At 70.8% G+C, this 15,585-nt stretch carries 8 protein-coding genes; 2 read left to right on the top strand and 6 right to left on the bottom strand.

The genetic code is table 11. From position 1 onward, the window contains the following. Nucleotides 1–11 precede the first annotated feature (11 nt). The 5 genes from glgB to OG289_RS34455 all read right to left on the bottom strand — a co-directional run bounded on the left by glgB (nt 12) and on the right by OG289_RS34455 (nt 9,078). Nucleotides 12–2,348 carry a 1,4-alpha-glucan branching enzyme gene (glgB, locus tag OG289_RS34435; protein ID WP_327317943.1) on the bottom strand — a complete coding sequence of 779 codons (2,337 nt, stop codon included), beginning with the start codon at nt 2,346–2,348 and terminating at the stop codon, nt 12–14. Between the two features lie 13 nt (nt 2,349–2,361). Then, nucleotides 2,362–3,732 (bottom strand): maltokinase N-terminal cap-like domain-containing protein, encoded by a 1,371-nt coding sequence (locus OG289_RS34440; protein WP_327317944.1) that lies wholly within the window; start codon nt 3,730–3,732, stop codon nt 2,362–2,364. Between the two features lie 86 nt (nt 3,733–3,818). Next, nucleotides 3,819–5,519, bottom strand: coding sequence for a maltose alpha-D-glucosyltransferase (treS, locus tag OG289_RS34445; RefSeq protein ID WP_327317945.1), 1,701 nt, complete (start codon nt 5,517–5,519; stop codon nt 3,819–3,821). Then, nucleotides 5,516–7,699, bottom strand: a complete 2,184-nt coding sequence (locus tag OG289_RS34450) for an alpha-1,4-glucan--maltose-1-phosphate maltosyltransferase (protein ID WP_327317946.1) — start codon at nt 7,697–7,699, stop codon at nt 5,516–5,518. Before OG289_RS34450 ends, treS begins: the two co-directional genes overlap by 4 nt. A gap of 173 nt (nt 7,700–7,872) precedes the next feature. Then, nucleotides 7,873–9,078, bottom strand: a complete 1,206-nt coding sequence (locus tag OG289_RS34455; RefSeq protein ID WP_327317947.1) for a S8 family peptidase — start codon at nt 9,076–9,078, stop codon at nt 7,873–7,875. A 327-nt stretch (nt 9,079–9,405) separates the two neighbouring features. Here OG289_RS34455 and OG289_RS34460 point away from each other — a divergent pair, with 327 nt between their 5' ends. After that, nucleotides 9,406–12,030, top strand: a complete 2,625-nt coding sequence (locus OG289_RS34460) for a glycosyltransferase family 1 protein (protein ID WP_327317948.1) — start codon at nt 9,406–9,408, stop codon at nt 12,028–12,030. 63 nt (nt 12,031–12,093) lie between these two features. Here OG289_RS34460 and OG289_RS34465 read toward each other — a convergent pair whose 3' ends face one another. Continuing rightward, entirely contained in the window at nt 12,094–13,761 is a 1,668-nt protein-coding gene (locus OG289_RS34465; RefSeq protein ID WP_327317949.1) for a hypothetical protein, read from the bottom strand. A gap of 307 nt (nt 13,762–14,068) precedes the next feature. On the opposite strand from OG289_RS34465, the gene OG289_RS34470 reads away from it, so the two are divergent. Next, nucleotides 14,069–15,511: a hypothetical protein gene (locus OG289_RS34470; RefSeq protein WP_327317950.1), complete on the top strand. Its 1,443-nt coding sequence runs from the start codon at nt 14,069–14,071 to the stop codon at nt 15,509–15,511. Nucleotides 15,512–15,585 lie beyond the last annotated feature (74 nt).

The following is a 15,585-nucleotide window of genomic DNA, read 5'->3' on the forward strand; positions in this document are numbered from 1 at the left end:
CCCCGGCCCGCCTAAGCCGGCCTCAGCCACACCGTTGCCAGTGGGGGCAAGGTCAGGCGGATGCTCGCGGGGCGGCCGTGCCAGCCCTGGGGCTCCGGCTTGACCGGGTCGGGGCGGCCGACGCCGCTGCCGCCGTACGCCGCCGCGTCGGTGTTGAGGGCCTCGTGCCAGGCCGGTACGTCGTCGGGGACGCCGAGGCGGTAGTCGTGGCGGACCACGGGGGAGAGGTTGGAGACGGAAAGCAGCGGGGCGCCCTCGGCGTCGTAGCGCAGGAAGGCGAAGACGTTGTCCTCGGCCGCGTCCCCGACCACCCACTGGAAACCGGCCGGGTCGGTGTCCTGCTGCCACAGGGCCGGGGTCGCCCGGTAGACGCCGTTGAGGTCGCGGACCAGGTCCCTGACACCCCGGTGGTCGGCCTCGGCGCCGTACGCCGGGTCCAGCAGCCACCAGTCCGGGCCGTGCGCCTCGGACCACTCCGCGCCCTGCGCGAACTCCTGCCCCATGAAGAGGAGTTGCTTGCCCGGGTGGGCCCACATGAAGGCCAGGTACGCCCGCAGGTTCGCGCGCTGCTGCCACCAGTCGCCGGGCATCTTCGACACCAGCGACCGCTTGCCGTGCACCACCTCGTCGTGGGAGATGGGCAGGACGTAGTTCTCGCTGTAGGCGTACACCATCGAGAAGGTCATCTCGTGGTGGTGGTAGCGGCGGTGCACCGGCTCGTGGGTCATGTACTCCAGCGAGTCGTGCATCCAGCCCATGTTCCACTTCAGGCCGAAGCCGAGCCCGCCGAAACCGCTCGGCCCCGGGTGGTCCGTGGCCCGGGTGACGCCGTCCCAGGCCGTGGACTCCTCCGCGATCGTGACGACGCCGGGGCTGCGGCGGTAGACCGTCGCGTTCATCTCCTGCAGAAAGGCCACCGCGTCCAGGTTCTCCCGGCCGCCGTGCTCGTTCGGGGTCCACTGCCCCGGTTCGCGTGAGTAGTCGAGGTAGAGCATGGAGGCGACGGCGTCCACCCGCAGGCCGTCGATGTGGAACTCCTCGCACCAGTAACTGGCGTTGGCCACCAGGAAGTTGCGCACCTCGCGGCGGCCGAAGTCGAACTCCAGCGTCCCCCAGTCGGGGTGGGCGGCCCGCAGCGGGTCCTCGTGCTCGTACAGCGGACGCCCGTCGAACTCGGCCAGCGCCCAGTCGTCGCGCGGGAAGTGCGCCGGAACCCAGTCCATCAGGACGCCGACGCCGGCCCGGTGCAGCGCGTCCACCAGGTACTTGAAGTCGTCCGGCGTGCCGAGCCGGGCCGTGGGCGCGTAGAAACCGGTGACCTGGTACCCCCAGGATCCGCCGAAGGGATGCTCGGCGACCGGCATCAGCTCGACGTGGGTGAAGCCCAGGTCCTTGACGTACGCGGGCAGCTGCTCGGCGAGTTGACGGTACGTCAGGCCGGGCCGCCAGGACGCGAGATGGACCTCGTAGACGGAGAACGGCGCCTCGTGCACGGGTATCTTGGCCCGGCGCGCCAGCCACTCGTCGTCGCCCCACACGTACGCCGAGGCGTGCACGATCGACGAGGTCGCCGGCGGGACCTCCGTACGCCTGGCCAGCGGGTCGGCGCGCAGGGTGTGCGAGCCGTCGGGGCGGGTGATGTCGAACTTGTACAGCTCGCCCTCGCCGATCCCGGGCACGAACAGTTCCCAGACTCCGGACGAGCCGAGCGAGCGCATCGGATACGCCGTGCCGTCCCAGAAGTTGAAGGTGCCGGCCAGCCGCACCCCGCGCGCGTTCGGCGCCCACACGGAGAAGCCCGTGCCGGGCACACCCTGGTGGGTCGTCGGGTGCGCGCCGAGCACCGTCCACAGCTGCTCGTGCCGGCCCTCGCCGATCAGATGCAGGTCCAGCTCGCCCAGCGTGGGCAGGAAACGGTAGGCGTCCTCGGTCTCCACGGTCGTGCCCTCGTACGCCACGAGGAGCCGGTAGGCCGGGACCTGTGTGAGGGGCAGCAGGCCGGAGAAGAAGCCGTCGCCGTCGTCGTGGAGCTCGGCGCGCAGGTCGCCCGCGAGCACCGTGACGGACCGCGCGTACGGGCGCAGCGCCCGGAAGACGACCCCGCCGGGCACCGGGTGCGCACCGAGCACCGAGTGCGGGGCATGGTGGGTGCCCTGCAGCAGACGCTCACGGTCGGCGGCGGAAGCCTCCGGCGGACTGACGGACCCGGCCTTGGACTCGTCCCCGTGGTCGGCCTTCGCTTCGGCCGCGGCCTCGATCCGGGCCTTGGCTGCCTTGGCCTTGGAAGACTTCTTCCCTGTGGCCTTCTGCGCGGCCTTCTTGGGGGCCTTCTTCTTCGGGGGAGTCACGTACGGAGCCTCCTCAAGGCAGGTCGGGTGCGGCGAGGCGGTGTATCGCGGACAGCGGTACGGGGAGCCAGTCGGGGCGGTGGCGGGCCTCGTAGACGACCTCGTAGACGGCCTTGTCCGTCTCGTAGGCCCGCAGCAGCACGGGATCGGTGCGCGGGTCGACTCCCGCCACCTCGGCGTACCCGGAACAGTAGGCCCCCCGGCAGGCGTGCGCCCAGCCCGGGGCCGGAGGGTCGGCCGAGTGGGCCGCGTAGTCGAAGGAGCGCAGCATGCCCGCCACGTCCCGCACGGCGGGCTGCGGCATCCGCCGCTCGGCCAGCGGCCGGGCCGGCTCCCCCTCGAAGTCGATCAGCGACCACTCCCCGGAGGCCGCGCGCAGGACCTGCCCGAGGTGCAGGTCGCCGTGGACGCGCTGAGCGGTCCAGGTGTGGCCCTCGGCCGCGAGGTCGGACAGCGCGGTGAAGGCGGTGCGCAGCGCCGGCGCGTACGGGCGCAGCGCGGGCACGGCCTGCGCGGCCGCGTCGAGGCGGACGGCCATGCCGTCGACCATCGGCTGTATCTGCGCGTGCCCCAGCGTCGCCGTGGGCAGCGCCCGGGCCAGCGCCCCGTGCACCTCGGCGGTGGCCCGCCCCAGCGCCCGCGCCTCCGCGGCGAAGTCCTCGCCCTTGGCCAGCTCCCGCAGCGCCAGCTCCCAGCCGTCGGCCGCGCCCTGCACATACGGCTGGAGCACGGCCAGGACGTACGGCTCCCCCTCGAGGTGCGCCTCCATCCAGGCCGTCGGCGCGGGCACCCGGGGGCAGCCCTCGCGGGCCAGCGCCAGCGGCAGTTCCAGGTCGGGGTTGACGCCGGGCACGACCCGGCGCAGAAGCTTCAGGATGAACGTATCTCCATAGACGACGGACGAGTTCGACTGCTCGCCCGTCAGCCGGCGCGGGACCAGCCCCGACCGGATCTCCTGCTCCGGGTCCCGCTCGCAGCGCAGTCCGCCGATCCGGGCCCGGGTGCGCATCGCCTCCAGCAGCACCTCGGCGGGCCGGGTGTCGTACAGGGCGTCGAACACGGTCCGCCCGGCCAGTGGCCCCTGTGTCACGTGCCCGATCAGCGCGGGCGCCAGCCGGGGTGGCAAGGCCTGGCGAACGCCGATCAGGAGCTGGTAGCAGTCGCCGGGACCGGCGCCCTGCTCGGCGCGCACCAACAGGTGGTAGAGGCCCAGCCGGGCGCCGACCGGGAGCAGCTCGGTGGCCGCCACCAGCGAGAACCCGGTGACCGGACGCCCCTTGCCGGCGAACCAGCGCTGCCGCGGCAGCCACTCCCGCAGCAGGGGGTCCAGCGACGCGAGGAGGCCGGGGCTCGTCTTGCCGGAGAGTGTGACCGTTTCCGCCATGGCGTCACATTCCTTTCCCCGGGGGGTCGGGGTGTTACTGATGCGTGCCCCGGGCGGGGCAGGGGAAACCGCCCCGCCGCGGGGTTCTAGGCCGCGTCGCGGCGCAGCCGGAACCAGTAGAAGCCGTGGCCCGCGAGGGTGAGCAGGTACGGCAGATCGCCGACCGCCGGGAAGCGCACCCCGCCGAACAGCTCCACCGGGTACCGCCCGTTGAACCGGCTCAGGTCCAGCTCGGTGGGCTGTGCGAAGCGCGAGAAGTTGTGCACGCACAGCACCAGGTCGTCCTCGAATTCGCGCAGGAAGGCGAGGACGGCGGGGTTGGAGGACTGCAGTTCGGTGTACGTCCCGAGGCCGAAGGCGGGGTTCTGCTTCCGGATCTCGATCATCCGCCGGGTCCAGTGCAGCAGCGACGAGGGCGACGACATCGACGCCTCGACGTTGGTGACCTGGTATCCGTAGACGGGGTCCATGATGGTCGGCAGGGACAGCCGTCCGGGGTCACAGGACGAAAAACCTGCGTTGCGATCCGGTGTCCACTGCATGGGGGTGCGGACGGCGTCGCGGTCGCCGAGCCAGATGTTGTCGCCCATGCCGATCTCGTCGCCGTAGTAGAGGATCGGCGAGCCGGGGAGGGACAGGAGCAGGGCGGTGAAGAGCTCGATCTGGTTGCGGTCGTTGTCCAGGAGCGGGGCGAGCCGGCGGCGGATGCCGATGTTGGCGCGCATCCGCGGGTCTTTCGCGTATTCCGCGTACATGTAGTCGCGCTCTTCGTCGGTGACCATTTCGAGGGTCAGCTCGTCGTGGTTCCGCAGGAAGATGCCCCACTGGCAGTTGGCGGGAATCGCCGGGGTCTTGGCGAGGATTTCCGACACCGGATAGCGGGATTCCCGGCGTACCGCCATGAAGATGCGGGGCATGACGGGGAAGTGGAACGCCATGTGGCATTCGTCGCCGCCGGAGGCGTAGTCGCCGAAGTAGTCGACGACGTCCTCGGGCCACTGGTTGGCCTCGGCGAGGATCACCGTGTCCGGGTAGTGGGCGTCGATCTCCTTGCGGACCCCCTTGAGGAACTCGTGCGTCGCCGGGAGGTTCTCGCAGTTCGTGCCCTCCTGGGCGTACAGGTAGGGCACGGCGTCGAGGCGGAAGCCGTCGATGCCCAGGTCCAGCCAGAACCGCAGCGCGGAGATCATCTCCTCCTGCACGGCCGGGTTCTCGTAGTTGAGGTCCGGTTGGTGGGAGAAGAAGCGGTGGAAGAAGTACTGCTTGCGGACGGGGTCGAAGGTCCAGTTGGAGACCTCGGTGTCGACGAAGATGATGCGGGCGTCGCCGTACTGTTTGTCGTCGTCGGCCCACATGTAGTAGTCGCCGTAGGGTCCGTCGGGGTCTTTTCTCGATTCCTGGAACCACGGGTGCTGGTCGCTGGTGTGGTTCATCACGAAGTCGATGATGACGCGCATGCCGCGTTGGTGGGCGGCGTCGACGAATTCCACGAAGTCGGCGAGGTCGCCGAATTCGGGGAGGACGGCGGTGTAGTCGGATACGTCGTATCCGCCGTCACGGAGTGGTGATTTGAAGAAGGGCGGGAGCCAGAGGCAGTCGACTCCGAGCCATTGCAGGTAGTCGAGTTTGGCGGTGATTCCCTTGAGGTCGCCGACGCCGTCGCCGTTGCTGTCCTGGAAGGAGCGGACGAGGACCTCGTAGAACACGGCGCGTTTGAACCACTCGGGGTCGCGGTCCTTGGCGGGGGTGTCCTCGAAGGTGTCGGGAACGGGCTCGTTGACGATCATGGTGTGGGTGACCCTCCGATCTGCGGGTTGGACGGTCGCAGGACGGTGAGTACGTGCGCGGGCCGGGTGCCCGGTTCGAGGCGCACGTAGTTGGCCCTGCCCCAGTGGTAGGTCTCGCCGGTGAGCTCATCGCGCACCGACACCGACTCGTGCCAGTCCAGGCCGAGTTGCGGCATGTCCAACGACACCGTCGCCTCCTGGGTGTGGTGGGGGTCGAGGTTGACGACCACCAGAACCGTGTTCGAGCCGCTCTTCTTCGAGCTCCTCTTGGAGTAGGCGATCACCGCTTCCTTGTCGGTCGGATGGAAGTGCAGATCGCGGAGTTGGTGCAGGGCCGGGTTCGCCCGCCGGATCTCGTTGAGCCGGGTGACGAGGGGGGCGAGGCTGCGGCCCTCGCGTTCGGCCGCGGCCCAGTCACGGGGTTTGAGCTGGTATTTCTCCGAGTCGAGGTATTCCTCGCCGCCTTCCTTCAGCGGTGTGTTCTCGCAGAGTTCGTAGCCGCTGTAGATGCCCCAGGTCGGGGAGAGGGTGGCGGCGAGGACGGCGCGGACCTCGAAGGCGGGGCGGCCGCCGTGCTGCAGGTAGGCGTGCAGGATGTCGGGGGTGTTGGCGAACAGATTGGGCCGCATGTAGGAGGCGGCCTCCCCCGAGAGTTCGGTGAGGTACTCCGTCAGTTCCTGCTTCGTGTTGCGCCAGGTGAAGTAGGTGTAGGACTGCTGGAAGCCGATCTGGCCGAGCGTGTGCATCATCGCGGGGCGGGTGAAGGCCTCGGCGAGGAAGATCACGTCGGGGTCGGTGCGGTTGATCTCCGCGATGACCCGCTCCCAGAACACGACCGGCTTGGTGTGCGGGTTGTCGACGCGGAAGATCCGCACTCCGTACGACATCCAGTGGCGCAGCACGCGCTGGGTCTCGGCGACGAGGCCGTCCAGATCGGCGTCGAAGGCGATCGGGTAGATGTCCTGGTACTTCTTCGGCGGGTTCTCGGCGTATGCGATCGTCCCGTCCGGCCGGTGATGGAACCACTCGGGGTGTTTTTGCACCCAGGGGTGGTCGGGGGAGCACTGGAGGGCGAAGTCGAGGGCGATCTCCAGGCCGAGCTCGCGCGCCCGCTCCACGAACCGGGCGAAGTCCTCGAGGGTGCCCAGGTCGGGGTGGACGGCGTCGTGGCCGCCTTCGGGCGAGCCGATCGCCCAGGGCACGCCGACGTCGTCCGGACCGGGGTCGAGCGTGTTGTTGCGGCCCTTGCGGAAGGTCGTGCCGATCGGGTGGATCGGCGGCAGGTAGACGACGTCGAAGCCCATCGCGGCGATGGCCGGGAGCCTGCGGGCGGCGGTGCGGAAAGTACCGTGCGGACGCTCTGGAGTCCCCTCGGAGCGGGGGAAGAACTCGTACCAGGCGCCGTACAGGGCGCGTTCGCGCTCCACCAGCAGAGGCAGCGGCTCGGAGGCGGTGACCAGGTCGCGCAGCGGATGGCGGCCGAGGACGGCTTCGACCTCCGGCGTCAGCGCCGCCGCCAGCCGGGAGGCGGCCGGGCGGGTCTCGTCACGCAGGGCGTCGACCGCGGCCGGCAGCACGGTCCGGTCCGGCCCCTTTGGTACTCCGGCGGCCGCCCGCTCGTACAGCCGGGCGCCCTCCTCCAGGACCAGCTCCGTGTCCATCCCCGCGGGGATCTTGATGCGGGCGTGATGCCGCCAGGTGGCGACCGGATCCCCCCACGCCTGAACGGTGTAGGTCCAGCGGCCGGTCCTGTCCGGCGTGACGTCCGCGCCCCAGCGGTCGGTGCCGGGGGCGAGTTCACGCATCGGCGTCCACGGGCCGGGGTTGCCGTCCGGGTCCCGCAGCACGACGTTGGCGGCGACGGCGTCGTGTCCCTCCCGGAACACGGTCGCCGAGACCTGGAACGTCTCACCGGCGACGGCCTTGGCCGGACGGCGTCCCTGCTGGACGAGCGGGCGGACGTCGAGGACGGGTATGCGCCCGACGGCGGTGGCGTGGCCGTCCGCGGAGGGTCGCTCCGTGACGGACGGTCCGGTGTCGGTGGTGTCGGCGGTGTCGGTGCCGACGGTGGTGGCGGTTTCGGCGGGGCGCACGGTGAGCGCCTCCGGGGGTGCTTCGGGGGCTTGTGTGGCCTTGGTGCGGGGTGTCGGGGGTGCTGACGAGTGGTGCGTGGCGGGCATGACCGCTCCTGTCCGCATCAACGAGGGTGGGCGGATGGATGTGGGGTCGTGTACCGAGGGAGCCTTCCCACCCTCTTCGGGTGAGCAATCCGGCACTTTGTTAACTCTCACGCGTATGTCTACACACAAGTCCGGCTCCGTTCGAGAGGAACGGAGCCGGTTTTGGAGCCCCGTTACCCGGACTGTGGGACCTGTAGGAGTTTGTTCGGCGAACCGGCCCCCCGGCCGGACACCTTGCCGCTCACCGCCCCCGCGACCAACGCCCTCGCGACCGCCGCGGGCATGGCTTTCGGGTGGTCGGCGAGATAGAGCGCGGCCGCGCCCGCCGCGTGCGGCGACGCCATCGACGTACCGGAGTGGGCCACGCGGCCGGTGTCGCTCGTGTACGACGCGGAGGTGATCGACACGCCCGGCGCGAACAGGTCGAGGGCCGAACCGTAGTTGGAGAAGCCCGCCCTGGTGTCCTTGCGGTCGGTCGCGCCGACCGTGATGGCCTCCCGTACGTCGGCGGGGGAGTACAGGGCGGCCGGCTGCCCCACGTTGCCCGCGGCGACGGTGTAGGTGACGCCGGACCGGATGGAGGTGCGCACGGCGGCGTCCAGCGCCGCGTTGTACCCGCCGCCCAGGCTGAGGTTGGCGACCGCGGGCTTGTGCGCGTGCCGGGTGACCCAGTCGATGCCCGCGACGGCCTGCGCGGTGGTGCCCGCACCGGCGTTGTCGAGCACCCGTACGGCCACCACCTTGGCCTTCTTGGCGACGCCGAGGGACGCGCCCGCGACGGTGCCGGCGACGTGCGTGCCGTGTCCGTTGCCGTCGGCGGCGACACGGTCACCGCCGACGAAGTCCCAGCCGTAGCTCGCCCGGCCGCCGAAGTCGTCGTGCGTGATCCGGATGCCGGTGTCGATCACGTACACCGTGACACCGGCGCCCGCGGACTTCGGCCAGCGGTAGTTGCCGTCCAACGGCCGGCTCGGCTGGTCGACGCGGTCCAGCCCCCAGGACGGCGGGTTCTTCCCGACGACGTCCAGCGTCACGCGGCTGTCCTGGACGACGGACGCCACGTGCGGGTCGGCCGCGAGCCGCCGGGCCTGTCTCTCGTCGGCCTCGACGGCGAACCCGTTGAGGACCGTGCCGTAGGTATGGCTGATTCTCGCCCCGTACGTCCCGACGAGGCGTCGCCCGGCCTTCGACGACGCGGGCGTGTCCCCCCTCAGCGTCACGAGGTAGCTTCCGCCGACGGAGCCGGGCAGACCGGCGCCGAGTATCTTCCCCTCCGGTGCGGCGTGCGCGGGCAGGGTGACGGCCGACAGCACCACGGTCGTGGCGACCGCGGTCAGGCTCCCCGCCCGGCGCAGACGCCGTGTGCGCGTCCGTGCCATGGTTTCGAGTTCCCCTCCTCGACTCGGCGCACGACGGCTTGGCCGGGCACGCCACTGGGCAGCCTCTCGCGAGGGGCGAAGCGCCACAAGGTGGCCTACGAGGGAGAAACAGGGTTTTCGGCCCGTTGCCGAAGCGCCTGTGCGGCGCCGGGTCAGGGCACTTCAGCCCGTCCGGCGCTTGACGCCGAGGCCGTTCAGGCCGAAAAGCGGGGGCCTTGGGGCGGCCAGCCCTCAGCGAGGCCGAGGCCGACGCCGGTACCGTCTTGGGAGACGTGGACGCACACCGCCGTGTGTCCATCCAGCGAACGCGCTACGCCGAGGTGGAATGTGAAGGCGATCCGTCGATTCACCGTCCGACCCCTCCTCCCCGAACCCCTCCGCCCGCTCAACGATCTGGCCCGCAACCTGCGCTGGTCCTGGCACGCGGAGACCCGCGACCTCTTCCAGTCCGTCGACCCCGAGCGCTGGGCCGTCTCGGACGGCGACCCGGTCAGACTCCTCGGCAGCGTGCGCCCGGCACGCCTCGCCGAACTCGCCGAGGACCGCCGTTTCCTGCGCCGGCTGACCGCCGCCGCCGACGACCTGCACGACTACGTGACCGGCGACCGCTGGTACCAGGCGCAGCCCTCCACCGCCGGGCTCCCCGCCGCCGTCGCCTACTTCTCGCCCGAGTTCGGCGTCACGGCCGCCCTGCCGCAGTACTCCGGCGGCCTCGGCATCCTCGCCGGCGACCACCTCAAGGCGGCCAGCGACCTGGGCGTTCCACTGATCGGCGTGGGACTGCTCTACCGGCACGGCTACTTCCGCCAGTCGCTGTCCCGGGACGGCTGGCAGCAGGAGCACTACCCCGTCCTCGACCCCAACGAGCTGCCGGTGACCCTGCTGAGGGAGGACGACGGGACCCCCACGCAGATCTCCCTCGCCCTCCCGGTCGGCAAGCAGCTCCACGCCCGCGTCTGGCTGGCCCAGGTCGGCCGGGTCCCGCTCCTCATGCTCGACTCGGACGTCGAGGAGAACGACCTCGGCGAACGCGGGGTGACCGACCGGCTCTACGGCGGCGGCAGCGAGCACCGGCTGCTCCAGGAGATGCTGCTCGGCATAGGAGGTGTCCGGGCCGTACGCACGTACTGCCGGCTGACCGGGCACCCGGAACCCGAGGTCTTCCACACCAACGAGGGCCACGCGGGCTTCCTCGGGCTGGAGCGGATCGCGGAACTCGCCGACACGGGACTGGACTTCGACTCGGCGCTGGAAGCCGTCCGGGCCGGAACGGTCTTCACCACCCACACCCCCGTCCCGGCCGGCATCGACCGCTTCGACCGCGAGCTGGTCGCCCGCCACTTCGGACCCCAAGCCGAACTCCCGCGCATGGACGTCGACCGCATCCTGCGCCTCGGCATGGAGACGTACCCGGGAGGCGAGCCGAACCTCTTCAACATGGCCGTGATGGGGCTGCGGCTGGCGCAGCGCGCGAACGGTGTGTCGCTGCTCCACGGCCATGTGAGCAGGGAGATGTTCTCCGGCCTGTGGCCGGGCTTCGACCCCGACGAGGTGCCGATCACCTCCGTCACCAACGGCGTGCACGCCCCGACCTGGGTCGCCCCCGAGGTCCTGCGCCTCGGCGCCCGCCAGATCGGCACCGAGCGCGCCGAGGACGCCCTGAGCGTCGGCGGCTCCGACCGCTGGGACGCCGTCGCCGACATCCCCGACCAGGACATCTGGGAGCTGCGCCGCGATCTGCGCGAGCAGCTGGTGGTGGAGGTGCGCCGGCGGCTGCGGGCGTCCTGGCGTCAACGGGGCGCGGGCACCGCGGAGTTGGGCTGGATCGACGGCGTCCTGGACCCGGACGTCCTCACCATCGGTTTCGCGCGCCGCGTCCCGTCGTACAAGCGGCTGACGCTGATGCTGAGGGACCGAGACCGCCTGATGGACCTGCTGCTGCACCCGGACCGCCCGATCCAGATCGTGGTGGCGGGCAAGGCGCACCCGGCGGACGACGGCGGCAAACGTCTGGTCCAGGAGTTGGTCCGGTTCGCGGACGACCCACGGGTCCGCCACCGTGTCGTCTTCCTCCCCGACTACGGCATGGCGATGGCGCAGAAGCTGTACCCCGGCTGCGACATCTGGCTGAACAATCCGCTGAGGCCGCTGGAGGCGTGCGGGACGAGCGGCATGAAGGCGGCCCTGAACGGCTGCCTCAACCTCTCCGTCCTGGACGGCTGGTGGGACGAATGGTTCCAGCCCGACTTCGGCTGGGCGATCCCCACCGCGGACGGCGCCGGCACCGACCCCGACCACCGCGACGACATCGAGGCGGCGGCCCTCTACGACCTCCTGGAACAGCGCATCACCCCCCGCTTCTACGAACGCGGGCGCGCGGGCCTGCCCGACCGCTGGATCGAGATGGTCCGCCAGACCCTCACCCTGCTCGGCCCGAAGGTGCTGGCGGGACGCATGGTCCGCGAGTACGTCGAACGCCTCTACACCCCGGCCGCCCAGGCGCACCGGACGATGGCCCCCGACACCGCGCGTGAACTCGCCGCCTGGAAAGGGCGGGTGCGCTCGGCCTGGCACGCGGTGACGGTGGACCACGTCGAGACGTCGGTGGCCACCACCACGGCCGAACTCGGTACGACCCTCTCGCTGCGGGTCCGCGTCGGCCTCGGCGACCTCGCCCCCGACGACGTCGAGGTCCAGGCCGTCTCGGGCCGGGTCGACGAGGAGGACCGCATCACCGACGCGGCGACGGTCCCGTTGAAACCGGCGGGCGGCCCCGACCTGGAGGGCAGGTGGGTGTACGAGGGCCCGCTGTCCCTGGACCGCACGGGCCCCTTCGGCTACACGGTCCGCATCCTGCCGGCCCACCGACTGCTGGCGTCCGGCGCGGAGTTGGGACTGCTGGAGGTGCCGTCCGAGGAGGCGGTGGAGGGGGCGGGGGTGCTGCTGCGGTAGCCGCTCACCGCCGATCCGAGGCGCCGACGGGTGACGTCGGCGCCTCGGTGGTCACCGGACGACTCAAGGAGTGGTGAGGGTCCCGGTGATGCGGGTGACGGTCGCCGGGGTGGTGCTGGACAGGTCGGTGAAGAGGTCGGTCGTGACCGTCCCGCCGTCGGAGACGGCCCACAGGTCGGGTACGCCGTCGCCGTTGGCATCGGCGGCCTGGAGGTTCGGAGCGGCTCCGGTGTTCCACTCGGTGGCGACCGGGTAGGCGGTGTACGTGAGGTCGCCGGTCTCCGGGTCGGCGGCCAGGTTCTCCCACAGGTCGAGCTCGCCGGTGGACTTGTTCCACAGGAACATCGCGGTACTGCTTCCGCCGCCCGCGCCGGGCAGCTGCATGGTGGCGACGGTCCAGTCGTTCCAGTCCGCGGTGCCGTCGGGTGTGGTGGCGTTGAGTGTGATGGGGAAGTAGAGGCCGGCGTTGAAGCCGCTCGCATAGAGGTTGAGGGCGTAACCATTGGCACTGTCACCGGAGATGCCGATGAGGTCGGGCAGTCCGGTGTTGCGGCCGGAGGTGTTTCCGGCATTGGCGAGCTGGACGGGATTGTCGCCGTACATGTCCTGCAACGAACCGCCCTGAATGTGGAAGCTGTTCCCGCTGACCGGGCTGAGCGGCGAGCCGTCTCCGTTGCCCTTGATGATCATGCCGGTGCCCGCATACATGCCGTTCGGGAAGTAGGCGAGCACGTCCTGTTCAGCGCCGCCTGTGAAGCGTCCGGTGATGACCGTAGAGCCGTCGAAGTCCGACGGCGAGCCGTTGCTGTTACGGCCGTTGCCGTTGACGCCGATGTCGGTCGGCGAGGCGCTGACGTCTCCCTCACCGGTACCGGGTGCCAGCCACAGACCTGACGGGAGTCCGTTCTGGGCGCCGACGGTGACCAGGTCGGGGATGTTGTCGCCGGTCAGGTCGCCGTCGGCCTGGTTCGTTGAGGGCGCGGCCGAGATGATGTAAATGGTCGCTGTCTCGCCGTAGTTGCCGCCTGCGGACACACTGGTGACCGACAGGATGTTGGTCTGGCTGGTCGGGGTGACCGTGATGGTGGCGTTGCCGGACGCGTCAGCGGTCACGTTGACCGGGCCGCCCGCGTTGAGCTGATACCGGTAGCCGGTCGGTACGGTCCCGCCGCTGGGCGCACTGACGGCGATGCCCAACGGCTGTCCGACGGTGGACGCCCCGGGTTCGGCGATCACGGGCGTGCCCGGATGCGTCGGGTCGAAGGAAAAGTGGCAGACGGTCGACCAGTCGCTCGTGTGGTCGGAGTCGCTGGCCCGGACTTTCCAGTCGAACTCGGTGATGGAACCGCCTGCCGCGGACTCGAGTCTGTCCTTCCGGATGATGTAGACGGCATTTGTGCCGGACGCGGCGGACACCTGCGCTTCTGCGATCGCGTCGGCGGGTTCGCTGTCGCGCCGCGACAGGAGGAAGTCGACGCCCAGTGTGCCGCCGTCGGGGTCCGAGACCTTCGCGTACAGATAGACGTCGGTGTCGCCGACGATGGTGGTGCCGTCGCAGGAGGTCACCGGCGAGGTGTGCAAGCTGGTCGGAACAGCGGGAGGGTTGTCCTGCGTCGTGGCCGAGGCCGCGGTCGGCTGGGCGATCCCCGCAGCCGCGATCAACAGGCCGAGTGCTGCTGCCGCGGTGACGGCGGGTCTGCGGCGCGGTCTGTCGGAGGAGGACGAGTGCACGAAGTCGTCGCCTTTCCCGAGGGGGCCGAACGGCCCCGAGCGGAGTCAAGTTACGTTACGGCGAACGGGAGTTCGAATGGGTTTTCGATGGCCCGTCCGCCCTGGTCACGTCAACGCCCTTGCCCTCGGGCACACTGGCGGCACGAGCGCCGCTTCCTTCGCCTCGGCCGGGTGTGTCCGCTGCCGTCACTGTCGGGCTGAGGTGAATATTCGGTGGGCGGATCGCAGGGCGGGGGCTATGATCCCCCGCGATGACTACTTCTTCTGTAGACAGATCGGGGGCCCCGTCCGCGCAAGGTGAGTGCTGATGCTCACTCGGATCGCGAACGAGGATTCCCGACTTTCCTTCTGGCTGCGCGTGCGCGAGTTCGCCGTGCCGGCCTCCATGATCGAGACTGCGACCGCCCGCCGCCGTGCCGGGGACTGGGCGGGGGCGTGTGCCGCCGCAGGCGTCGACGTTGATCTCGACCTTCGTGCCGTAGCGCGGGCGTACGGTCGTGCCTTTGTTTCCCTACTCCGGTCCGATCTCCGTCACTTGGCGCCTGACCTGCTGCGATGGCACATGCCAAGGGTCGCTCCCGACGGATTGCTGCGGCCGGGGGTGACGGTCTCCCTCGCTCGGTACGAGGTTGACGCCGCCGTCGGCGATGCCGGGCGGGACGACACCCGGTGGCCCGTGCACCTTGTGGTGCGGACTCCGCCCGCCTGGGCGGATGCCGGGCAGCGGGTCAGTCTCGGGTTGTGGGACGGTTCCCGTGGTGATCATCCGCATCCGCACCCTCGTCCCAGCCGGCGGTTCCGGTTCGACCTGCACCGTCATCTCTGGGACGCGCGCCGCGCGGATGAGCTGCGGACTCGCAGCGGGGACGGGGCGGGCGACACCCTGCTCGACCACGAACTTCCCGTGCCTGACGGGCGCCGCTGTGCCGTCGACCGGTGGGCGGACGAGGCCGCGATCCTGCTCCGGGCCGACGGGGCGACCGGGCCCGACGGAACAGTCCTTGTGCGGCTCGGGGGGCGGCGTCGGCTGGTTCTCGGACTCGAACTCGGCCTCGGCGGCGAGCCGTCCGCGTCGCGGATCACCGCTGTGTCCACCCGCAGCGGTGGCGGGACCGACCTGCCGGTGCTTCCCGACGCCGCGACCTGGGTCCCGCCCGACCTGGAGTTGATCCGCGCCGGCGCGATCGACGTCGGTCTGCTGCATCCGCTCGTCGCCTCGGCGCTCGTGCCGGATCGGGCGCCGCCGATCGGTCCGTTCCCGTCCCCGTCCTTGTCCCCGTCCCCGGCCTCCGCCGGGGAGCGAGGTGGCGGGCAGCCGCATCTCGTGGAGTGTCGGGGGGAGCGGCATCGGATCGGGCTGGTCGACGGGGTACTGGCCGCGCTCGACCATGACCCGGACGAGATCCGCCGCGAGGAGTTGTTGGTCGCGCTGACCGGCACCCCGCTGCCCTGTCTGCGGGCCATCGACGATGCTCATCGTCGTCCGGACTGCCTGACCGGGGTCCGTGACCGTCTCGTCCATGGAGACATCGCCGGTGCGCTGGCCGTCGTCGAGGGGCTGCTCGGCCCCGACGCGACCCTGCGCGAGGGCGCTCTGCGGGACGAGCTGCTGGCGGCCGCGCGGCGGCGCATCACCTACGGGCTGTTCCGGGCCGGACTGGCCGGGCCCGGGCCCGGCCGTGTCCTGCCGGGGCCGGTCCGTCGCCCCAGCCACCGGTCACGCCCCCGCCACACCTTCCTCGCGCGCTGAACCTCGCCCACCCCACAGCAACGCCCCAACAACGCCTGAACCTCTTAACTCCCAAACCCTCAACTCTCAAAGGT

The sequence above is a fragment of the Streptomyces sp. NBC_01235 genome, assembly GCF_035989285.1.
Lineage (GTDB): Bacteria > Actinomycetota > Actinomycetes > Streptomycetales > Streptomycetaceae > Streptomyces.